At 61.8% G+C, this 20,526-nt stretch carries 18 protein-coding genes; 13 read left to right on the forward strand and 5 right to left on the reverse strand.

Annotation, left to right across the window (positions count from 1 at the left end):
- Positions 1 to 85 precede the first annotated feature (85 nt).
- Complete coding sequence (locus tag ICY20_RS23240; RefSeq protein WP_159956024.1) at positions 86 to 934, reverse strand: shikimate dehydrogenase; 849 nt, start codon at positions 932 to 934, stop codon at positions 86 to 88.
- Positions 931 to 1,371, reverse strand: coding sequence for a type II 3-dehydroquinate dehydratase (aroQ, locus tag ICY20_RS23245; protein WP_159956026.1), 441 nt, complete (start codon positions 1,369 to 1,371; stop codon positions 931 to 933). The genes ICY20_RS23240 and aroQ overlap by 4 nt, the downstream gene beginning before the upstream one ends.
- A 206-nt stretch (positions 1,372 to 1,577) precedes the next feature.
- Between aroQ and ICY20_RS23250 the strand changes: the two genes are divergently transcribed.
- The 9 genes from ICY20_RS23250 (at position 1,578) to ICY20_RS23290 (ending at position 12,231) form a co-directional block, all read left to right on the forward strand.
- Positions 1,578 to 2,099: an RNA polymerase sigma factor gene (locus ICY20_RS23250; RefSeq protein ID WP_015886011.1), complete on the forward strand. Its 522-nt coding sequence runs from the start codon at positions 1,578 to 1,580 to the stop codon at positions 2,097 to 2,099.
- Positions 2,100 to 2,162: 63 nt separating this feature from the next.
- A complete protein-coding gene (locus ICY20_RS23255) occupies positions 2,163 to 3,161 on the forward strand; it encodes a FecR family protein (protein ID WP_194938680.1) in 999 nt (332 codons plus the stop codon).
- Between the two features lie 151 nt (positions 3,162 to 3,312).
- Complete coding sequence (locus ICY20_RS23260) at positions 3,313 to 5,970, forward strand: TonB-dependent receptor (RefSeq protein ID WP_194938681.1); 2,658 nt, start codon at positions 3,313 to 3,315, stop codon at positions 5,968 to 5,970.
- An 80-nt stretch (positions 5,971 to 6,050) separates the two neighbouring features.
- Positions 6,051 to 6,671 carry a heme acquisition protein HasA gene (locus ICY20_RS23265; RefSeq protein ID WP_194938682.1) on the forward strand — a complete coding sequence of 207 codons (621 nt, stop codon included), beginning with the start codon at positions 6,051 to 6,053 and terminating at the stop codon, positions 6,669 to 6,671.
- A 166-nt stretch (positions 6,672 to 6,837) separates the two neighbouring features.
- On the forward strand, positions 6,838 to 8,568 hold the full coding sequence (locus tag ICY20_RS23270; RefSeq protein WP_194938683.1) for a type I secretion system permease/ATPase: 1,731 nt from the start codon (positions 6,838 to 6,840) through the stop codon (positions 8,566 to 8,568).
- A complete protein-coding gene (locus ICY20_RS23275; RefSeq protein WP_194938684.1) occupies positions 8,565 to 9,890 on the forward strand; it encodes an HlyD family type I secretion periplasmic adaptor subunit in 1,326 nt (441 codons plus the stop codon). Before ICY20_RS23270 ends, ICY20_RS23275 begins: the two co-directional genes overlap by 4 nt.
- On the forward strand, positions 9,887 to 11,203 hold the full coding sequence (locus ICY20_RS23280) for a TolC family outer membrane protein (protein WP_194938685.1): 1,317 nt from the start codon (positions 9,887 to 9,889) through the stop codon (positions 11,201 to 11,203). Before ICY20_RS23275 ends, ICY20_RS23280 begins: the two co-directional genes overlap by 4 nt.
- 135 nt (positions 11,204 to 11,338) lie before the next feature.
- On the forward strand, positions 11,339 to 11,767 hold the full coding sequence (locus tag ICY20_RS23285; RefSeq protein WP_159956038.1) for a DUF4160 domain-containing protein: 429 nt from the start codon (positions 11,339 to 11,341) through the stop codon (positions 11,765 to 11,767).
- Complete coding sequence (locus tag ICY20_RS23290) at positions 11,764 to 12,231, forward strand: DUF2442 domain-containing protein (RefSeq protein WP_159956039.1); 468 nt, start codon at positions 11,764 to 11,766, stop codon at positions 12,229 to 12,231. The genes ICY20_RS23285 and ICY20_RS23290 overlap by 4 nt, the downstream gene beginning before the upstream one ends.
- A gap of 124 nt (positions 12,232 to 12,355) precedes the next feature.
- Here the strand turns inward: ICY20_RS23290 and trmA are convergent, their stop codons facing one another.
- Both trmA and ICY20_RS23300 read right to left on the reverse strand, forming a co-directional pair.
- Positions 12,356 to 13,435, reverse strand: a complete 1,080-nt coding sequence (gene trmA / locus ICY20_RS23295; protein WP_194938686.1) for a tRNA (uridine(54)-C5)-methyltransferase TrmA — start codon at positions 13,433 to 13,435, stop codon at positions 12,356 to 12,358.
- Positions 13,432 to 14,727 (reverse strand): NCS2 family permease, encoded by a 1,296-nt coding sequence (locus tag ICY20_RS23300; RefSeq protein WP_194938687.1) that lies wholly within the window; start codon positions 14,725 to 14,727, stop codon positions 13,432 to 13,434. The genes trmA and ICY20_RS23300 overlap by 4 nt, the downstream gene beginning before the upstream one ends.
- A 173-nt stretch (positions 14,728 to 14,900) precedes the next feature.
- On the opposite strand from ICY20_RS23300, the gene ICY20_RS23305 reads away from it, so the two are divergent.
- From ICY20_RS23305 to ICY20_RS23320, 4 genes are all read left to right on the forward strand, one after another.
- Entirely contained in the window at positions 14,901 to 15,347 is a 447-nt protein-coding gene (locus ICY20_RS23305) for a DUF4879 domain-containing protein (RefSeq protein ID WP_194938688.1), read from the forward strand.
- 96 nt (positions 15,348 to 15,443) lie between these two features.
- Positions 15,444 to 15,953 carry a (2Fe-2S)-binding protein gene (locus tag ICY20_RS23310; RefSeq protein WP_159956043.1) on the forward strand — a complete coding sequence of 170 codons (510 nt, stop codon included), beginning with the start codon at positions 15,444 to 15,446 and terminating at the stop codon, positions 15,951 to 15,953.
- Positions 15,950 to 16,939, forward strand: coding sequence for an FAD binding domain-containing protein (locus tag ICY20_RS23315; RefSeq protein ID WP_194938689.1), 990 nt, complete (start codon positions 15,950 to 15,952; stop codon positions 16,937 to 16,939). The genes ICY20_RS23310 and ICY20_RS23315 overlap by 4 nt, the downstream gene beginning before the upstream one ends.
- Positions 16,936 to 19,119, forward strand: coding sequence for a xanthine dehydrogenase family protein molybdopterin-binding subunit (locus ICY20_RS23320; protein ID WP_194938690.1), 2,184 nt, complete (start codon positions 16,936 to 16,938; stop codon positions 19,117 to 19,119). Before ICY20_RS23315 ends, ICY20_RS23320 begins: the two co-directional genes overlap by 4 nt.
- A gap of 141 nt (positions 19,120 to 19,260) precedes the next feature.
- Here the strand turns inward: ICY20_RS23320 and ICY20_RS23325 are convergent, their stop codons facing one another.
- Positions 19,261 to 20,508 (reverse strand): MFS transporter, encoded by a 1,248-nt coding sequence (locus tag ICY20_RS23325; protein WP_159956049.1) that lies wholly within the window; start codon positions 20,506 to 20,508, stop codon positions 19,261 to 19,263.
- Positions 20,509 to 20,526: the final 18 nt, after the last annotated feature.

Genomic DNA, 20,526 nt, shown 5'->3' on the forward strand with positions numbered 1-20,526 from the left:
CAGTGTGTCAGTCACCAGATGTGTTGGCTGACCCACCGCCATCGGGGGCAAGCCCCCTCCCACATTTTGAGTTTCATTTCGCCAGCTAAGTATTCATGCTCTGAAAATGCGCCAACATCCTGCCTGCATCCGGCGCCTCACCGCTGAACAGCTCAAACGCCTTCACCGCCTGAAACACCGCCATATTGCCGCCATCCAGCGTGCGGCAACCCAAGGCGCGGGCGTCGCGCAGCAGTTGGGTTTCCAGCGGGAAATACACAATCTCAGCCACCCACAGTTCGGGTCTTAGCAAGGCCGCTGGCACCGGCGTGCCTGGCAATTTAGCCATGCCCATCGGTGTGGTATTCACCAAACCATCGGCCTCGGCCATGGCATTTTCCAAGTGCTTGCCGACCTGAGCGCGCCCGCTGCCGAAACGCTGGGCGAGGTTATCCACCAAGTCGTGGGCACGGGCGGGGTCGACGTCGAAAATACTCAAGTGCTGCACGCCTTCTGCCAACAGCGCATGGGCCACCGCCGCGCCTGCGCCACCGGCACCCATCTGTACGACGCGGCGGCGTGCCACATCATTCAGGTTGCGCCGAAAACCTTCGGCAAAACCCAGGCAGTCGGTGTTGTGGCCAATGCGTTTGCCGTGTTTGAACACCACAGTGTTGACCGCGCCAATGCCGCGCGCTTCGTCAGATAAGTCATCGAGCAGCGGCAGGATCGCCTGCTTGCACGGGTAGGTAATATTCAAACCGGTGAAGTGCATCAACTCGGCGGCGTCCAGCAGATCGGGCAGGGCGTTGATGTCCAGGTGCAGGGGCTCAAGGTCGATCAGGCGATACAGGTAGCGCAGGCCTTGGGCGTCGCCTTCCTGCTCATGCAGGGCCGGGGTGCGGGAGGCCTGGATGCCGGCGCCGATCAGGCCCGCGAGAATGCGCGGCTTCATCCCTTCAACACCTGGCTGAAATGCTCCAGGGCGAGGTGATAGCCATGGCTGCCAAACCCGGCCAGCACCGCCTTGGCGATGGGCGATACAAACGAGTGATGCCTGAACGCTTCGCGGGCATGCACGTTGGATAAATGCACTTCGATCACCGGCACTTCACTGGCTACCAACGCGTCGCGAATCGCCACCGACGTGTGGGTCCAAGCTGCCGGGTTGATCACGATACCGGCGCAACGGGCACGGGCGCCGTGAATCCAGTCCAACAGTTCGCCTTCGTGGTTGGTTTGGCGAAATTCGATGTTCAACCCGAGTTTTTCTGCGCTGCGCCCGCACAGGGCGGCGACGTCGGCCAGGGTTTCATGGCCGTAAGTGGCGGGTTCGCGGGTGCCGAGCAGGTTGAGGTTGGGGCCGTTGAGCACCAGCACGATGGGCTGCATGGGGGTATCTCCACTGTTCTTGTTTGTTGTGGGGATAAAATGTACTGGTTAGTTAATTTGGTCAATTGGTCACGGCGGATCTGTTCGATTACCGAACACCTAATCAGACCTTTCATACGGTAGAATCAGATTAGATATCAATTGAAAATCATTCTCGACAACGCTTAAGATGCCCGCCTGTTTCCTTTACGTTCCAGGGAGTCGGTTTGTCGGACGTGGATCTCAAGGGCCTGTTTCTCAAGCATGCCGATACCCTGCGCGGGTATCTGGCCCGCAAGGTACGGGACCCGCAGTTGGCCGCAGACCTGGTGCAGGAGAGTTTCCTGCGCCTGGCAGAAAAACCGGCCGGCGAGCGCATCGACAACTCCCAGGGCTATCTCTATCGAACGGCGAGCAATCTGCTGATCGACCATATTCGCCAGGAAGCGCGGCGCAAGACAGACTCCGTGCCCCACGAGGCGCTGGCCGAGATTGAAGATGACGTGGCCGGGTTGGAGGCTCAGGCAATGGCGCAGCAACAGCGGCAGGCATTGAAGCAGGCATTGGCAGAGTTGCCAGAACGCACCCAGCAGATTTTCCGCCTTAACCGCATTGAAGGCATGACTCACGCCCAGGTCGCCCGGCACCTGGACATCTCTGACAGCTCCGTGCAGAAGCACCTGGCCAAGGCCCTGGCCTATGTGATGCAGCGCTTGCAGGAAGGCGAGGTGGCGCCATCCGACGAATGAATTACCGAAATACGCCAGGTCAGACGTCACAGCGTTACATAACGAAAAATTCGAGATTCACACGTGAATAGCCAGGGTCCGCAACAGCACAGCATTACCGAGGCGGCCGCCGAGTGGGCGGTGCGCCTGCACGCCGGTGCCCTGACCGAACAGGAGCAGGCCGAGCTGCGGCAGTGGATCGCCTGCGACAGCCGTCACGAAGCCGCGTTGCGCTTTGCCGAGCAGACCTGGGCGGCCTTGGGCGAGGTGCATAAAGATGAGCCGGTACACCGCCAGCGCCCGGCGGCGGCAGCGATGCCCGTGCGTCGCTCCAAACGCCGAAAGCCTTGGCAGCGAGCGGCTGCCGTTGCGTTGGTCGTGGTGGTGGCCGGCGTTGGCTGGGTGCGCGGGCCGGATGCCTTGCTGCGCATGCAAGCCGACTACGTGACCCAAAAAGGCGAAGTGCGCACCGTGCAGCTGGCCGATGGCAGCAAGGTCGAGCTCGATTCCGCCAGCGCCATCCGCCTGGATTACGACGGCGTGCAAAGGCGCATCAGCCTGATCCAAGGCTCGGCAATTTTTGATGTGGCGCCCATGGTGGGCCAGGAAACCCGGCCGTTCGTGGTACAGAGCGCTGGGGGCCAGACCCGGGCGCTGGGTACGCGGTTTGTGGTGGAGCGCGAGGCGGATCGTCAGGCCTGGGTCGGTGTGTTGCAGCACAGCGTGGAGGTCACGTTGCAGGCCACTCCCCAAAAGGGGCCGGCAGACAGGGTGCTCAAGGAAGGTCAAGCGGCGCGCTACAGCCCGCAGGAAGGCGTGGTGCCCCTTGATCAACTCGATGTGGAGCGCGCCACCAGTTGGCGACGCGGTGTGTTGATTTTTGATCGCCAGCCGCTGGCCAAGGTGATCGAGCAACTCAACCACTACCGCCCAGGCCGCGTCGTATTGACCGACTCGGCGTTGGGCGAGCGCGAAGTCAGCGGCGTGTTCCGCCTCGACATGCTCGACACAGCGCTTGCCACCCTGACCCAGGAGCTTCAAGTGCAACGCTTGGACCTCGCAGGCCTTAGCCTGATCTATTGAAACACCCCGGTGGGAGGCCTTCTCCCACCTGTTCAAAACCCCTTTCTCAAAAACTTTCCAAAAAACCTTACTGACTTCCTGCGCGTCGCACGTCTTGCTAGGTGAGAAGCATTCGCATAAACAAAAATCGCTTAGCGCAGGGAAACAAGAAATGTCAGCACTCAACAGGGGGCGTATCACCGGTAGCCGGTTGGCCCTGGCCATCCACTTGGGGCTATTTGCCGCAACCGCTCCCGTGTATGCCGCGCAGCCGCAGGCCAATGCTGCCCAAGCCGCGGTGCTGATGATCGATATCCCTGCACAAGCCCTCGGCAGTGCCGTGTTGACGTTTGCCGATCAAGCAGGCTTGCAAGTGTTGTTCGACAGCCAGCGCCTGGCAGGCTTGCACAGCACGGCGGTGAAGGGGCAGTACGGCGTACAGGAAGGGTTGGCGCGGTTGTTGGGCAATGCGCCCGTGGAATACCGCTTCACTGGCGAGCGCCAGGTCACCCTGACCCGCGTCGAAGAAAGCGGCGCGGCCTTGGCCCTGGCGACCACCACGATCACGGGCATGCGCCCCAACGACTGGGTGTATTCATCACCCCATTCGGTCAGCGTGGTCGGGCGCGAGCAATTGGACCGCAACCCGCCGCGCCATGCCGCCGAGATGCTTGAAGAAGCGCCGGGCGTGTACTCGGCGGTCAGCCAGCAAGACCCAGGCCTGTCGGTAAATATTCGCGGCCTCCAGGACTACGGTCGGGTCAACATGTCGGTGGACGGCATGCGCCAGAATTATCAGCAAAGTGGTCACCAACAGCGCAATGGCACGCTGTATGTCGACTCGGAATTGCTCTCCGAGGTGGTCATCGAGAAGGGTGCGACGTCCACAATGGGCGGCGCCGGTGTGATTGGTGGCGTGGCCAACTTTCGCACCATCGAGGCGGCCGACCTGCTCAAGGATGGCAAGGAAGTCGGCGGGCGCATCCGCATGACCACGGGGCTTGGCGGGCGCAGCAACGGCACGCATTTTATCGGCAGCTCGGCGTTTGCCGTAGGCACCGATGTGTGGGACATGCTGGTGGCTGCCAGTGAGCGCCACCTCGGTGATTACAACCCCGGTACCCGAGGCAGCATTGGCGACCTGCGCACGGGCAGCTCCTTCCTGCCGGCCAGCCAGGACCGCATCAAGAACTCCACCGTCGAATACACCGGCTCGGTGATGCGCTCACGCCTGCTCAAGCTTGGCATTAATCTGCCGGTCGATCAGCGCTTGCAACTGAGCTACCTGACCACCGAGGTGGGCTACGACGACGTCAACATGATGAGCGCCGAAAAAGCCCAGTTATGGGAAAAACTCGGCAGCAGCAACGTCACGGCGCAGAACTTCGCGCTGGACTACAGCTACACGCCAGACAACCCGCTGATCGATTTCAAGGCCAAGCTCTATTACGTCGATACCCGCAATGACCAGACCACGCTGACCCGTGGCAGCACCAAGGGCTACGAGGTCACCTATCAAACCAATACCTATGGTTTCCAGGCGCAGAACACCTCGACCTTTGGCTTGAGTGAGTTGTCTGTGCTCAAGGCCAACTACGGGCTGGAGTTTTTCTACGACAAGGTTCGGCCAGACTCCAACCAAGCGGTCGCCGCCGATTCGGCGGTGGAAGCGTCGGCCGCCGAAAGCATCACCCCCGAAGGTGATCGGGCGATGGGCAGCCTGTTTGCGCGCCTGGATTACGACTATGACAACTGGCTGAACCTCAATGCCGGGCTGCGTTACGACCGCTATCGGCTGCGGGGGGAAACCGGCTTGAACACCCGTACGTTCATCATTGGCACCACCCGGCAGATCGGTTTACCCATGACCTATGACGTGGACCGGGAAGAAGGGCATTTCTCGCCGACCTTTGGCCTGTCGGTCAAGCCGGGTGTCGAGTGGCTGCAACTCTTCGCCACGTATGGCAAGGGCTGGCGCCCGCCGGCGGTCACCGAGTCGCTGGTCAGCGGGCGGCCCCATGGCGGGGGCTCGGAGTCGATTCTGCCCAACCCCTACTTGAAGCCCGAGACATCCACGGCGTGGGAGCTCGGCTTCAATGTGCTCAAGGAAGACCTGCTGCTGGCCGGTGACCGCGTGGGCATGAAGGTGTCCTACTTCAATACCCGCGTGGATGACTTCTCCTATATGGCCCTCGGCGTGCAGCCGCCCGGTTATGGCATCGCCAATATCGGCAACGCGGCGTACGTCAACAACCTGGAGACCACCCGTTTTCGCGGCCTCGAGTACCAATTCGATTACGACGCAGGCTTTGCCTACGGCCAGTTGAACTACACACGCATGCTCGGCAGCAACAAGTTCTGTAGCCAGACCGCGTGGTTGGGCGGTGTTACCAAGATTCAGAGCGGGACAGGCCCCCGTCCGCCGGTGGTGGCGATGGTGCCCGATGATGTGGCCAATGGCGCCCAGAGCTGCAACGCCATCCTGGGCTCCTCCGAACACATGCCGATGGACCGCGGCACCGCGACGCTGGGTGCGCGCTTCTTCGAGCGCTCGCTGGATATCGGCGTGCGTGCCCGCTACAGCGCCGGTTATTACGTCAAAGGCGGCGTCGGTGTGACCACCTCGCAAACCGGGGTCTACCCCGCCGACTGGAAGCCCTACACCGTCTACGACCTCTACAGCAGCTACCGCGCCACCGACCAATTGACCCTGCGCCTAGCCATGGAAAACGTCACCGACCGCGCCTACCTGGTGCCGCTGGGCGATGTGCTGGCCTTCACCCTGGGCCGCGGGCGCACGCTGCAAGGCACCGTTGAATATCAGTTCTGAGCGAATTTGCCCACTGAAGGGCAAACCGCAGCAGGCACCGGCTTGCTGCGTAGATACCACCCCATGACTTGGAGTTTTGCATGAGCATTTCTATTTCATACAGCACGACCTACGGCGCTAACACGGTTGCCGAGTACCTGAGCGACTGGTCGGCGTTCTTTGGTGACCTGAACCACCGTGAAGGTTCGGTCAAAGAGGGTACCAATACCGGTGGTTTCAACCCTGGCCCGTTTGACGGCACCCAATATGGCGTGTCGAGCACGGTCAGCAACGCGGCCGTTGTCGCTGATGGCGACCTGCACTACACCCTGTTCAACCCGCCTGCGCACACCCTGTGGGGTTCGCTCGATGCCCTGAACCTGGGCAGTGTTCTGGCGGGCGGCGCTACCACCGGTGGCTACACCATCACTCACCAGGAAGTCAGCTTCACTGACCTGGGCCTGTCGAGCCTGCAATCCGAAGGCCGTGATGGCCAGGTGCACCAGATCATCTATGGCCTGATGAGCGGCGACAGCTCGGCACTGGCCTCGGCGATCGATGCTCTGCTCAAGGACATCGACCCAAGCCTGTCGATCAACTCCACGTTCGATCAACTGGCGACAGCCGGCGTGGCGCATCTGGACACGGCTGTGGTCGCTGCTTCCGACGTAGCCCTGGTGGGCGTGCAAGACGTGCCTCAGGACTTCGCCCTGGCCGCCTGATGCCATAAAAAAGCGAATGGAAGATCGCTCTCCCATTCGCCGCATGACACACCGCTGCGGCCGAGCCTTCTAAAACTTCAGGCCGCAGCGGTGCCGAATTCTGCGCAGCGCCGTCTCGCCTGTCAACGCGGCGACGCTGCCCGCTCAACCCTTCGAGAATCCCCAGATGCGCCACGCCGGCAACGAAACCCTGGCCGCTCTCACGGCCTATAAAAGTGGCTTCTTCAACATCGGCCTGTTCTCGGCGGTGATCAACCTGCTGATGCTGGCCCCGGCGCTGTACATGTTGCAGGTGTACGACCGGGTGTTGGCCTCGGGCAATCAGATGACCCTGTTGATGCTGACGCTGATGATCCTTGGCCTGTTCGGCCTGATGGGGGCGTTGGAGTGGGTGCGTAGCCAGGTGGTGATCCGCCTCGGCACGCAAATGGACATGCGCTTGAACCAGCGGGTGTACGACGCCGCGTTCGAAGCGCAACTCAAAGGCGGCACCCAGGCGGCGGGCCAGGCCCTGCATGACCTGACGACCTTGCGCCAGTTCGCCACCGGCCAGGCGTTGTTCGCGTTTTTCGATGCGCCGTGGTTCCCGGTGTACTTGCTGGTGATCTTCCTGTTCCACCCGTGGCTTGGCCTGTTGGCATTGGGCGGCGCGGTGATGTTGATGGTGCTGGCGTGGATCAACCATCGCGTAAGCCAGGCGCCCATGGCCCTGGCGAGCCAGCTGTCGATCAGCGCCAGCCAGCAGGCCACGACCAATCTGCGCAATGCCGACACCATCGAGGCCATGGGCATGCTTGCCACGTTGCGCGCCCGCTGGTTCGAACAGCATCAGGCCTTTCTCGCCCAACAGAACCTGGCCAGTGAAAAGACCGCCGCCGTCACCGCGTGGTCCAAGGGCGTGCGCTTGGCATTGCAGTCTCTGGTGCTGGGGCTGGGCGCGTTGCTGGCGGTGCAGGGTGATATCACGCCGGGGATGATGATCGCCGGTTCCATCCTGATGGGTCGGGTGCTCAGCCCCATCGACCAACTGATCGGCGTCTGGAAGCAATGGGGTTCGGCGCGCCTGGCCTTCGATCGGTTGTCGCAATTGCTGCAAGCCAGCCCGGCACGGCCGGCGCGCATGAGCCTGCCGGTGCCCAAGGGGCAATTGAGCGTGGAGCAAGTCAGCGCCTGCGCCCCCGGCAGCCGTCGACCGGCGCTGGCGAACCTGGGTTTCACTCTGCCGGCGGGGCAGGTGCTGGGGGTGATCGGGCCGTCGGGCTGTGGCAAATCTACGCTGGCCCGCATCGTGGTGGGGGCCTGGGCGCCGTTGTCCGGCAAGGTGCGGCTGGACGGTGCCGACCTTGCCCAATGGGACAAACAGCAACTCGGCCCGCACATCGGCTACCTACCCCAGGACATCCAACTCTTTGCCGGCAGCATCGCTGACAACATCGCGCGGTTTGCCGAGGTGGACGCTGACAAGGTGCTTGGCGCCGCACACATGGCTGGCGTGCATGAGCTGATCCTGCAACTGCCCCAAGGCTACGACACCCAACTGGGGGAGGGCGGCGCCGGTTTGTCCGGCGGCCAGAGGCAACGCGTGGCCCTGGCCCGTGCGCTGTATGGGTTGCCTGCGTTGATTGTGTTGGATGAGCCGAATTCCAACCTCGACGAAGTGGGCGAACAGGCCTTGCTGCAGGCCATTGCCCAGCTCAAGCAGCAGCGCCGCACGGTGATTTTGATCACCCATAAACCCAACGTACTGAGCCTGACCGACCAATTGTTGATCCTCAAGGAAGGCCAGTTGCAGGCCTTTGGGCCGACGGCGCGGGTGTTGGAGGCACGGCAGAAACCGGCCGCCACCAAACCGGTGTCGACCATGAGCTATCGCCTCGGTGAAGGAAAACAGGCATGAGCGTGAGTAAACCGGTGCCTGTCAGCACCCCGCCAAGCAATGTGCTGGCGCTGGATGACAAAAAGTATTCACGGCTGGGCTGGTGGTTGGTGCTGGGTGGTTTTGCCGGGTTTATCGGTTGGGCTGCGTTGGCGCCGTTGGACAAGGGCGTGGCGGTGTCGGGCAAGGTCATGGTCTCGGGCCACCGCAAGACCGTGCAGCACCCGGCCGGTGGCATCGTCGAGCGTATCGATGTGCGTGACGGTGACGTGGTCAGTGCCGGCCAAGTGTTGCTGCGCTTGAAGGAAACCCCGTTGCGCGGGCAGATGCAGTCGCTGCGCAGTCAGTACCTGGCATCCCTGGCCAGCGAAGCGCGCTTGAGTGCGGAAAGTGAAGGGTTGTCGGCTATCACCTTCGAGCCGGCGCTGCTCAACGACCCGCAGGCGGCGGGCACCTTGAGCCTGCAACGCCAGCTGTTCAGCAGCCGTGCCCAGGCCCTGGCCACCGAGCAACAAGGCCTGCGCGAAACCATCGCCGGTGCCGAGGCGCAGTTGCGCGGCACGCGGGATTCCCAGGCCAGCAAGGTGCAGCAACGGGCGGCCTTGAATGAGCAGCTGCAAGGCCTGCGGGACTTGGCGCGCGACGGTTACATTCCGCGCAATCGCCTGCTCGACAGCGAGCGCCTGTACTCGCAGATCGACGGCGCAATCGCCGAGGACTACGGCCGCATCGGCCTGTTGCAACGCCAAATCACGGAGCTGCGCCTGCGCATCCGCCAGCTCGGCGAAGACTTTCAGAAAGACCTGCGCGGCCAATTGGCCGAAACCCGCACCCGCAGCGATGACTTGCGCAATCGCCTGGCCTCGGCCGAGTTCGAACTGGCCAACAGCCTGGTGCGTGCGCCAGCGTCCGGCGTTGTCGTTGGCCTGGATGTGTACACCGAAGGTGGCGTGATCAAGCCCGGTCAGGTCCTGATGGACATCGTGCCCCAAGGCGAAGCGCTGCTGGTAGAGGCGCGGGTGCCCGTGCAGATGGTCGACAAAGTGCATCCAGGCCTGGCGGTGGAGCTGATGTTCCCGGCGTTCAACCAGGCCACCACGCCCCGCGTCGCCGGCGAGGTGACGCTGGTGTCTGCCGATCGCCAAGTGGATGAGCGCACCGACGAGCCGTATTACACCGTGCGCGCCCAGGTCAGCGCGGCCGGCATGCAGCAACTGGACGGTGTGCAGATACGCCCTGGTATGCCGGTGGAAACCTTCATCAAGACCGGCGAACGCTCGATGCTCAACTACCTGTTCAAACCCCTGCTGGACCGTACTCACATGGCCTTGGTGGAAGAATGAAGGCGCTGCTGTTTACCCTGTGTCTGAGCTGTACCCCGGCGGTGCACGCCCTGGGTTTATTGGACGCCTATGATTTAGCCCTACGCAATGATCCGACCTTTCAGGCGGCCATCCAGGAGCGCGAGGCCGGCGAAGAGAACCGTGTGATTGGCCGCTCGGCGTTGCTGCCGAACCTGTCATGGAGCTACAACAATTCGCGCAATGAGTCTGAAGTGACGGCGGGGGATGTCACCAGCGACCGCGACTACCGCAGCTATGCGTCGACCCTGACCTTGCAGCAACCGCTGGTGGATTACGAAGCCTATGCGCGCTTTCGCCAAGGCACCGCCCAGGCATTGATGGCCGATGAGCGCTTTCGCGGCAAGAGTCAGGAGTTGGCGGTGCGTGTGCTCAGTGCCTACAGCCAGGCGCTGTTGGCCCAGGAGCGCATTGAGTTGAGCCGTGCACAGAAACGCGCCTTTGCCGAACGCCTGCAACTCAATGACCGGCTGCTTAAAGGCGGCGAAGGCACGCGTACCGATGTGCTGGAAACCCAGGCGCGCTTGAGCCTGGCCCAGGCTGAAGAAATCGAATCACAGGATGCCCAGGACAGCGCTTTGCGTGAACTGGAAGCCATCGTCGGCCAGCCCTTGCAGATCGAAGAACTGGCACCCCTGACCCGGCAGTTTGAGATTGCGCCCCTGGAACCCAACCGTTTTGAAACCTGGCGCGAAATGGCCATGGCCAACAACCCCGAGCTCAAATCCCAGCACCATGCGTTGGACGTGGCTTCTTATGAGGTCGAGCGCAAGCGCGCCGGCCACCTGCCCAAGGTCAGTCTGTACGCCACCAGCCGACAGACCAATTCCGATTCAGAAAGCAGCTACAACCAGAAGTACGACACCAACAGCGTCGGCATCCAGGTGAGCCTGCCACTGTTTGCCGGCGGCTCGGTGTCGGCCTCCACGCGCCAGGCGGCGAACCAGCTGTCCCAGGCCCAGTTTGAACTGGACGCCCACACCTCGGCCACGCTGGTGGAGTTGCGCAAACAGTTCAACCTCAACACCAGCGGCGCGGCCAAAGTGCGCGCCTATGAAATGGCCGTCAGCTCTGCCACCGCACTGGTCACCGCGACCAAAAAGAGCGTCAGCGGCGGTGAGCGGGTCAACCTCGACGTGCTCGACGCCGAGCAACAACTCTTCACCGCCCGCCGCGACCTGGCCACTGCGCGGCATGCGTATTTATTGGCGAGGATTCAGTTGAAGTATTACGCGGGGTTGCTGAGCGAGCAGGACTTGCGGGCGTTGGCAGGGTATTTCCAGCCATCGGCATGAGTGGTTACAACCCGGCATTCGCCGGGTTTTTTGTGCTTACTAGTCTGTGAAACAGGTTCGGGGAAATGGAGCCGGTTGTCGGGTGGCAGAGGGAAATTGTTACCTGGCGGAAAATAACCTAACAGATGGGTTACGATGCGAGTAGGCGCTTACAAAGGATATGTGATTTCAGTCTTTTTCAGGGATGAGCATTGCCCGCCCCATGTACACGTGAGGGGTTACGAATGGGATGCGCGTTTTCGTTTCAGTTTTCTGAATGCCGATGTGGAGTTGTGGGATGTGGACCCAGAACGGAGGCGGCCACCCGCTGCGGTGCTGGTGGGACTATGCGAGGCGATAGCTCAGCGGCACTACTTGGCGCGAGCACGCAGGATCTGGTGGGAAAAACTGCAAACGGTTTGCCTGGAGAATCATTCCTGGGATTGGGAAACCCGCGAGGTATTGCCCGGGTTGATCATTCGGCGTGGTGTTTATGTGATCGCACGTGCCCGGCACGATGTTGTAAGGCAGAAAACAATTTTGAACCTCGTCAGGGCACCGGGTTTTGTGGAGATTGATTTATGAAACAAATCGTAAAAGCCAAGGTTGTGCCCAGTAGACCGATCACTGAGGCCGACATCGACAAGGCAATCGCCCGTGGGCGCAAGACACGGCACCTCTATGCCCGCGCCAGCTCCGTGCGTTATGAAGACAACTGCATTTCCATCGGCTTCAGCGACGGCAGTCGGGTTGTACTCCCGGTGGCCGGCCTGCCCGAGTTCGAGGGGTTTTCCCTGGAGGACTTTGAGCAACTGGAGGTCGGCTTTGGCGGCAAGGCACTGTGCTGTGAGGCCAAGGACCTGGATGTTTCGGTCACGGGCCTGATCGCCACCAGCAAACCCCTGATGGACCTGGCCACCAGCCTTGTAGCAGCGCGCAACGGTCGCAAGAGCAGTGCGGCCAAGGCTGCCGCTGCACGAGCCAATGGTAAAAAAGGCGGGCGGCCGCGCAAGGATGTTCCTGAAAACACCGATCCAACGGATGCATGAAGATCCAATGTGGGAGGGGGCTTGCCCCCGATTGCAGTGTGTCAGTTACCGAATATATAGACTGGTACACCGTCATCGGGGGCAAGCCCCCTCCCACATTTTTGACCTATGGCGTCTGGCGGATTTATCGGCGGGTCAACAGAACCCCAGACTCCATATGATGCGTCCACGGAAACTGGTCAAACATCGCGCACTGCGTAATCTTGTGCGTGTCATGCAACTGCGCAATGTTCGCCGCCAACGTCTCCGGGTTGCAGGAGATGTACAGGATGTTGTCGAAGCGGCGGGTCAGTTCGCAGGTGTCTGGGTCCATGCCGGCGCGCGGCGGGTCGACGAACACGCTGCCGAATTCGTAGCTTTTCAGGTCGATGCCCTGTAGGCGACGGAACGGGCGCACTTCGTTGAGCGCCTCGGTGAGTTCTTCGGCAGAGAGGCGCACCAGGGTGACGTTATCTACCGCGTTTTCATCGAGGTTGCTCAGTGCTGCGTTCACCGAAGTCTTGCTGATCTCGGTGGCCAGCACTTTGCGCACGCGGGTCGCGAGCGGCAGGGTGAAGTTGCCATTGCCGCAGTACAGTTCAAGCAAGTCATCCGGGCGATCGCCCAGGGCCTCGTACGCCCAGTTGAGCATCTTCTGGTTCACCGTGCCGTTGGGCTGGGTGAACGCGCCTTCGGGTTGGCGATAGCTGAAGGTGCGCCCGCCGACGTCGAGCTTTTCCACTACATAGTCATGGCCGATCACATCACGCTTGCCCTTGGAGCGGCCGATGATGCTCACGTTCAAGTCAGCGGCGAGCTTGTTCGCGGCGGTGTGCCAGTGCTCGTCCAGTGGGCGGTGATAGCACAGAGTGATCATCGCATCGCCGGCCAGGGTGGTGAGGAACTCCACCTGGAACAGCTTGTGGCTCAGGGCGGCGCTGGCTTGCCAGGCGGCCTTGAGTTGCGGCATCAACTGGTTGATGCGCAGGCTTGCGATGGGGAACTCTTCGATCAGGATCGGCGTGCGCTTGTCGTCCTTGGAAAACATCGCGTAGTGGCGCTCACCGCCTTCGCGCCAGAGGCGGAACTCCGCCCGCAGGCGGAAGTTCTGCAGCGGCGAGTCAAATACCTGCGGCTCGGGTGCATCGAACGGGGCGAGCAGGTCACGCAAGCGCGTGACCTTGTCTTGCAGTTGAGCGGTGTAGCTTGCGGCGTCAAAAGTCATGCGTTGAACCAGCCCAGCTTGATCACAAACAGAATCGACAGAATCACCAGCGCCGGGTTCAGCTCACGGTAGCGGCCCGAAAGCAGCTTGATGGCGGTCCAGGCGATGAAACCGAAGGCGATGCCGTTGGCGATGGAGTAAGTGAAGGGCATCGCCAGGGCGGTGATCACCACCGGCGCTGCAACAGTGATTTCATCCCAGTCGATCTCGGCCAGGCCTTGGGTCATCAGCACGGCCACAAACAGCAGCGCTGGTGCGGTGGCGTAGGCCGGCACGCTGGCAGCCAGTGGCGAGAAGAACAAGGCCAGCAGGAACAGGATCGCCACCACGATGGCGGTCAAACCCGTACGGCCACCGGCGCTCACGCCCGCAGCCGATTCGATGTAACTGGTGGTGGTCGAGGTGCCCAGCAGGGAACCGGCCATGGCGGCGGTGCTGTCGGCGATCAGCGCACGGCCCATTTTCGGCATGTGGCCGTCCTTGCCCATCAGGCCGGCGCGCTTGGCGACGCCGATCAGGGTGCCGGAGTTATCGAACAGGTCTACGAACAGGAAAGCGAAGATCACGCTGACCAGGCCAATGTCCAGCGCGCCCTTGATATCCAGCTGCAAGAACGTCGGCGCCAGGGATGGCGGCATCGAGGTCACGCCGATGAACGGGGTGAAGCCCAGCACGATGGACGCGATGGTTACCGCCAGGATGCCGATCAGCACGGCGCCACGTACGGCCAGGGCTTCCAGCGCGACGATCAGCACAAAACCGAGGGTGGCCAGGATCGGCGCCGGTTGTTTCAGGTCGCCCATGCCCACCATGGTGGCCGGGTTGCTCACCACGATACCGGCGTTATGAAGCGCGATCAGCGCCAGGAACAGGCCGATACCGGCAGCAATTGCCGAGCGCAGGGGCAGGGGGATGGCGTTGATGATCCACTCGCGAATGCGGAAGATCGACAGCAGGAAGAACAGCACCGCCGAAATAAAGACCGCCCCCAGCGCAACTTGCCAGGTGTGGCCCATGTGCAGCACCACGGTATAAGTGAAAAACGCGTTGAGGCCCATGCCCGGTGCCAGCGCGATCGGGTAGTTGGCGATCAGGCCCATCACCGTCGAACCAATGGCGGCGGCCAGGCAGGTCGCGACGAACACCGCGCCTTTATCCATGCCGGTCTCACCCAGAATGCTCGGGTTCACGAACAGGATGTAGGCCATGGCCAGGAATGTGGTGATACCCGCGAGAATCTCGGTGCGCACATTGGTGTTGTGGGCTTTGAGTTGAAACAGCTTTTCCAGCATGCCGGCTCCCTGTGACGCTATTTTGCGTCGTGATTTGTTGACCTCTAAGTCAAAGCACAAACTGCGCCAAGCGCCTTTGGTTTCAGAGAGGATCGGAAAAAGCGGCGCATGATACCAGCAGCCGGGGCCTTGAGGCATACTGCGCCGACGTTTAAACCAAGGTCGCCGCCCACATGAAAAAAGCCACCGCGTGGAGTCTAGCTCTGATCCCCATTATTGGCCTGTGGCTCGGCGCAGCACCGGCGTGGAGCGCGACTGCACCGCCTTTGAGCGAGGTGCGGGTGTTCAAGGTCGAATCGGCGGGTTGCACCGAAACCATTCCGGAGCGAGCGCAGGGCACGCAAATGTGCACGCACCGTGGGCCCACCAAGGTGTCGGTGATGGAAGTGGGCCTGGGCAATAACCCTGTGGGCAAATTCGATGGCGCCGTGCTCAACGGGCAACGCACGCCGGTGTGCCAGGTCGGCAGCATCAGCCAGGTGTGCAACGGCGCGGGTACGTTGATGGGCTACATCTATGTATTTGACCTGAATGTCGAGGCCCCGGGCTGGTTCGAATACACCAATTCGTCCATCAACGGCCCGCAGAACACCTTGAAGACGATGCTCAATATCCGCTGATCAATCCCCTTGAACGCTCATAACACCGGGCAGTCGTACCCCTGAGACGGCGACTTTCCTGAACGCCGCGGATGTACACCAACCCGTGAGGTGTTTATGAGCGCAACTCCCAACGGCGCGGCGGCCCAGCCGTTCGTCAGTCACCCGATTCGCCTGCGCCTCAACGGCGAGGATCGCCAACTGGATGTGTTGCCCTGGACCACATTGCTGGACCTGCTGCGTGAACAACTCGACCTGACCGGTAGCAAAAAGGGCTGCGACCACGGCCAATGCGGCGCGTGCACCGTGCTGCGTGATGGCAAACGCGTCAACGCCTGCCTGACGTTGGCGGTGATGTGCGACGGTGCTGAGTTGACCACCATCGAAGGCTTGGCCAGCGGCGACGTGCTCCACCCGATGCAGCAAGCCTTTATCAAGCGCGACGCCTTCCAATGCGGGTACTGCACCCCCGGGCAGATCTGCTCTGCCGTGGGCCTGATGAACGAAGGTCGCGCCCACGACACTGCGCAAATCCAGGAACTGATGAGCGGCAACCTGTGCCGCTGTGGTGCCTACGGCAACATCCGTGACGCCATTGAAGATGTCGTGTTGGGAGGTGAGCAATGAACCCCTTCCAGTACAGCAAGCCCGTGGATGTGCACGAAGCCGTGCACCTGAGCAGCGCCGCTTCGCGCTTTATCGCCGGCGGCACCAACCTGCTGGACTTGATGAAAGAAAACATCAGCCGTCCCGAGCACCTGATAGACATCACCGGCCTGCCGTTGCACGAAGTGGAAGAAACCGCCCACGGAGGTGTGCGCATCGGCGCATTGGTCAGCAATGCCGACCTGGCCTGGCACCCGCTGATCGAGCAGCGTTACCCGTTGTTGTCCCAAGCGATCCTCGCCGGCGCCTCGCCGCAACTGCGCAATATGGCCAGCACCGGCGGCAATCTGTTGCAGCGTACCCGTTGCTACTACTTTTACGACGCCGCCGTGCCCTGCAATAAACGCGAGCCCGGCAGCGGCTGCCCGGCGCGTACCGGCCTGAACCGCATCCACGCGATTCTCGGCGCCAGCGACCAATGCGTCGCCACTCACCCCTCGGATATGTGCGTGGCCCTGGCTGCGCTGGAGGCGCGCGTGCATGTGCAAGGCCGCGCAGGTGCTCGGGTTATGGAGTTCGCCGACTTCCATCGCCTGCCCGGCGACACGCCCCAGCGCGACAACCTGCTGGCCGACGATGAACTGATCACCGCCATTGAGTTGCCCGCCGACAACCTGGCCACTCACAGCAATTACCTGAAAATTCGCGACCGCGCCTCCTACGCCTTTGCCCTGGTGTCTGTCGCCGCCGCCCTGGAGTTGGACGGCGACCAGATTATCGACGCGCGCCTGGCCCTTGGCGGTGTGGCCCACAAACCCTGGCGTGACCGTGCGGTAGAGGCTTCGCTGATTGGCCAGACGGTCAGCCGCGAAACCTTCAGCCACGCCGCCGACGCCCTGCTGCAAGACGCCGAGCCCTTGGAACACAACGGCTTTAAGATCAAGTTGGCGCGCCGCGCAATCATCCGTGCATTAAGTGACGCCGCTGTCGCAGGAGACCGCCCATGACTGCCATCGGCAAACCATTGGACCGTGTCGACGGTCTGCTCAAAGTCACCGGCCAGGCACGCTATGCCGGTGAGTTTCCCGAAGCGGGCTTGCTGCATGGCAGTGTGGTGTCCAGCAACATTGCCAAGGGTCGCGTGATCAGTATCGATACGTCCAGGGCGCTCGCGCTGCCGGGCGTGGTGAGGGTGCTCAGTCACCTCAATCGCCCCAAGATCGCCAGTTACGACGAGGCCTTCGCTGATGACGATGCGGCGGATGGCTCGCCGTTTCGCCCGCTGTACAATGACCGCGTGCTGTACAGCGGCCAGCCCCTGGCGCTGGTGATTGCTGACAATCTGGAGCTGGCGCGGCATGCGGGCTCCCTGGTGCAGATCGAATACGAAGCCGAAGCCTTTGACACCGATTTGGTCGCCCAACAGTCACACGCGCACCCCTCGCCGCAAACGCCGCCCGCGCCACGTGGAAACTTCCAGGCCCAATGGAATGCGGCCGCCGTCAGCCTCGATCTGCACTACAGCACCCCGGTCGAACACCACAACCCCATGGAACCCCACGCCAGCACCGTGCTGTATCAAGCCGATGGCAGCCTGCATATCCACGACAAAACCCAAGGCCCGCAGAACTGCCAGGCCTATGTGCAAAAAGTCTTCGGCCTGGATAAAAGCCAGGTACGCATCTTTGCCGCCTTCGTGGGCGGCGCATTTGGCTCTGGCCTGCGCCCGCAGTACCAGTTGCCGTTGGCGGTGATGGCGTCTTTGGCGCTGAAACGCTCGGTGCGCGTGACTTTGACTCGCCAGCAGATGTTCACCTTCGGCTATCGCCCGCGCACTTTGCAGCGTCTGCAAATGGGTGCCGCGGCCGACGGCACGTTACTCGCGCTCGGCCACACCGCCATCGGCCAGACCTCGCGTTTCGAGGACTTTAGCGAGCACGTGGTGGAATGGAGCGGCATGCTCTATCACTGCGATAACGTGCAGCTGACCTACAACCTGGTGCCGCTGGATGTGTTCACGCCGTTGGACATGCGCGCCCCCGGTGCCGCCCTCGGCGTAATCGGCCTGGAATGTGCCATGGACGAGGTGGCCTGCGCGTTAGGGCTCGACCCGGTACAGCTGCGGCTGATCAACTACGCCGAGCGCAATCAAAACGAAGACCAGCCCTGGTCCAGCAAGGCCCTGCGCGAGTGTTACAGCGAAGGCGCCGAGCGCTTTGGTTGGTCGCAGCGCAATCCGGAACCGCGCAGCATGCGCGACGGCCGCCAGTTGATAGGCTGGGGCATGGCCGGCGGCGTGTGGGAAGCCATGCAGATGAAGGCCAGCGCCAAGGCGCGTATCGACGCCCAAGGCAAGCTGACGGTGAGCAGCGCCACCACCGATATCGGCACCGGCACTTATACGGTGATGACCCAGATTGCCGCGCAGGCCAGCGGCGTGGCGGTCGAAGACGTCACCTTTCTGCTCGGCGATTCTTCATTGCCGACCGCACCCTTGCAGGGCGGCTCGTTTACCGTTTCTTCGGTCGGTACGGCTGTGCAACAAGCCTGTGAAGCGCTTAATGCCAAGTTGCTGGAAGTCGCCAGGCAGACCTATCCCGTGTTCAAGGACGTCGAGGCCTTGCGCTTTGAAGACGGCCAACTGCATACCGGCGATGTGAGTGTGTCGCTGGCACAGCTGGTCAAGGACGCAGGCGAAGACGCGCTTGAAGTACAGGTCGACAGCGAGCCCGACAAAAAACGCGAAGGGTATTCAACCGCCACTCACTCGGCGGTGTTCGTCGAAGTGCGGGTAGACGAAGACCTGGGCACCATCAAGGTCAGCCGTGTTGTCAGCGCCATTGCAGCGGGGCGCGTGGTCAACCCGAAGATGGCCCGCAGCCAGATTCTCGGCGGCGTGGTGTGGGGCATCGGCATGGCCTTGCATGAGGAGACGCAGGCCGACCATCAATTGGGGCGTTTCATGAACCACAGCCTGGCGGAATACCACATCCCGGTGAATGCCGATATCGGCGAGATTGACGTGGTTTTTGTGGAGGAACACGACGAGATCGTGAATGCATTGGGGTCAAAGGGCGTGGGCGAGATCGGCATTGTCGGGGTGGCGGCGGCGGTGGCGAATGCGGTGTATCACGCCACTGGCAAGCGGGTAAGGGACTTTCCCATCACCTTGGATAAGGTGTTGTAACCCGATTTTCCAGATTATGGAGATCCAAATGTGGGAGGGGGCTTGCCCCCGATTGCAGTGGGTCAGCTGGCACAAATGCTGACTGACACATCGCTATCGGGAGCAAGCCCCCTCCCACATTGGCCTTATTGCCATATTGAGTTAGGTGGTGGGCTTGATGGTTTCTTCCAACGGAACATGCATCCGATCCCGATTCGCCAAGGTGGGGAACAACTTTATCCACACCCCCGTCACCACCAACGTACCAATCCCACCCATCACCACCGCGGGCACCGTGCCAAACCAATGGGCGGTAATCCCCGATTCAAACTCCCCCAACTGATTCGACGCGCCGATAAACAAGCCGTTGACCGCACTGACCCGCCCGCGCATTTCATCGGGCGTTTCCAACTGCACGAACGACGCGCGGATCACCATGCTGATCATGTCTGCCGCGCCCAGTACCACCAGCACCGCCAATGAAAACCAGAACGAGGTGGACAGGCCGAACGCAATGGTCGCCACGCCGAATACACCCACGGCGGTGAACATCACGCGACCGACTTTGCGGTCCACCGAGAACCGCGCCAGCCACAGCGACATCAACAACGCCCCCACCGCTGGCGCCGAGCGCAGCAGGCCCAGGCCCCAGGCGCCGGTGAGCAGGATGTCCTTGGCGAACACCGGCAGCAATGCAGTGGCGCCGCCCAGCAGCACGGCGAACAGGTCCAAGGAGATGGCGCCGAGGATGTCCGGGCGACTGCGGATAAAGCGGATGCCGGCCAGCAGCGAATCCAGGGTGGCCTTGCCTTTGTTGAGCGGGGTCTGGCGGGCGGGCAGGTTGAGGGTCAGCACACAGGCAATGAGGTACAGCACCACGGTGGGGCCATACACCCACACGCTGCCAAACGCATACAGCAAACCGCCCAAGGCCGGTGCGACGATGGTTGCCAACTGCTGGGCCGATTGCGACGAGGCCACCGCCCGCGGGAATAACGCACTGGGCACAATGCTTGGCAGCATGGCCTGGGTGGTAGGCATTTCAAATGAGCGCGCAGCGCCAAGCAGGAACGCGAGGATAAATATCATCTCGCGGGTCACGTTGCCGGTCAGGCCGCCGATGGCCAGCGAAAGCGCAATCAGCGCCTGCACGGTCTGGCAGATGGCAGCGACCTTGCGTCGCTCATAGCGGTCGGCAACATGCCCGGTGTGCAGCATAAACAGCACGCGCGGTACGAACTCCACTAAACCCACCAAACCGAGGTCGAGCACATTGCCGGTTAGTTGATAGAGGTTCCAGCCAATGGCCACGGTGAGCATCTGGAAGCCGCTGGCGGTGAAGATACGTGCCAGCCAGAACGCGATGAAAGGGCGGTGGTGACGCAACAGCAACACGGGTTCACTAGGCATCGGGAGTTCAGGTCAAGG

Origin of the sequence: Pseudomonas pisciculturae (assembly GCF_015461805.1) — a bacterium.
Classification (GTDB): Bacteria; Pseudomonadota; Gammaproteobacteria; order Pseudomonadales; family Pseudomonadaceae; genus Aquipseudomonas; species Aquipseudomonas pisciculturae.

What these genes read in the sequence shown, in the direction of transcription:
- ICY20_RS23240 (WP_159956024.1), bottom strand. Translation starts at nt 934, where the DNA reads ATGAAGCCGCGCATTCTCGCGGGCCTGATCGGCGCCGGCATCCAGGCC.
- aroQ (WP_159956026.1), bottom strand. Translation starts at nt 1,371, where the DNA reads ATGCAGCCCATCGTGCTGGTGCTCAACGGCCCCAACCTCAACCTGCTC.
- ICY20_RS23260 (WP_194938681.1), top strand. Translation starts at nt 3,313, where the DNA reads ATGTCAGCACTCAACAGGGGGCGTATCACCGGTAGCCGGTTGGCCCTG.
- ICY20_RS23265 (WP_194938682.1), top strand. Translation starts at nt 6,051, where the DNA reads ATGAGCATTTCTATTTCATACAGCACGACCTACGGCGCTAACACGGTT.
- ICY20_RS23270 (WP_194938683.1), top strand. Translation starts at nt 6,838, where the DNA reads ATGCGCCACGCCGGCAACGAAACCCTGGCCGCTCTCACGGCCTATAAA.
- ICY20_RS23275 (WP_194938684.1), top strand. Translation starts at nt 8,565, where the DNA reads ATGAGCGTGAGTAAACCGGTGCCTGTCAGCACCCCGCCAAGCAATGTG.
- ICY20_RS23280 (WP_194938685.1), top strand. Translation starts at nt 9,887, where the DNA reads ATGAAGGCGCTGCTGTTTACCCTGTGTCTGAGCTGTACCCCGGCGGTG.
- ICY20_RS23285 (WP_159956038.1), top strand. Translation starts at nt 11,339, where the DNA reads ATGCGAGTAGGCGCTTACAAAGGATATGTGATTTCAGTCTTTTTCAGG.
- ICY20_RS23290 (WP_159956039.1), top strand. Translation starts at nt 11,764, where the DNA reads ATGAAACAAATCGTAAAAGCCAAGGTTGTGCCCAGTAGACCGATCACT.
- trmA (WP_194938686.1), bottom strand. Translation starts at nt 13,435, where the DNA reads ATGACTTTTGACGCCGCAAGCTACACCGCTCAACTGCAAGACAAGGTC.
- ICY20_RS23300 (WP_194938687.1), bottom strand. Translation starts at nt 14,727, where the DNA reads ATGCTGGAAAAGCTGTTTCAACTCAAAGCCCACAACACCAATGTGCGC.
- ICY20_RS23305 (WP_194938688.1), top strand. Translation starts at nt 14,901, where the DNA reads ATGAAAAAAGCCACCGCGTGGAGTCTAGCTCTGATCCCCATTATTGGC.
- ICY20_RS23310 (WP_159956043.1), top strand. Translation starts at nt 15,444, where the DNA reads ATGAGCGCAACTCCCAACGGCGCGGCGGCCCAGCCGTTCGTCAGTCAC.
- ICY20_RS23315 (WP_194938689.1), top strand. Translation starts at nt 15,950, where the DNA reads ATGAACCCCTTCCAGTACAGCAAGCCCGTGGATGTGCACGAAGCCGTG.
- ICY20_RS23320 (WP_194938690.1), top strand. Translation starts at nt 16,936, where the DNA reads ATGACTGCCATCGGCAAACCATTGGACCGTGTCGACGGTCTGCTCAAA.
- ICY20_RS23325 (WP_159956049.1), bottom strand. Translation starts at nt 20,508, where the DNA reads ATGCCTAGTGAACCCGTGTTGCTGTTGCGTCACCACCGCCCTTTCATC.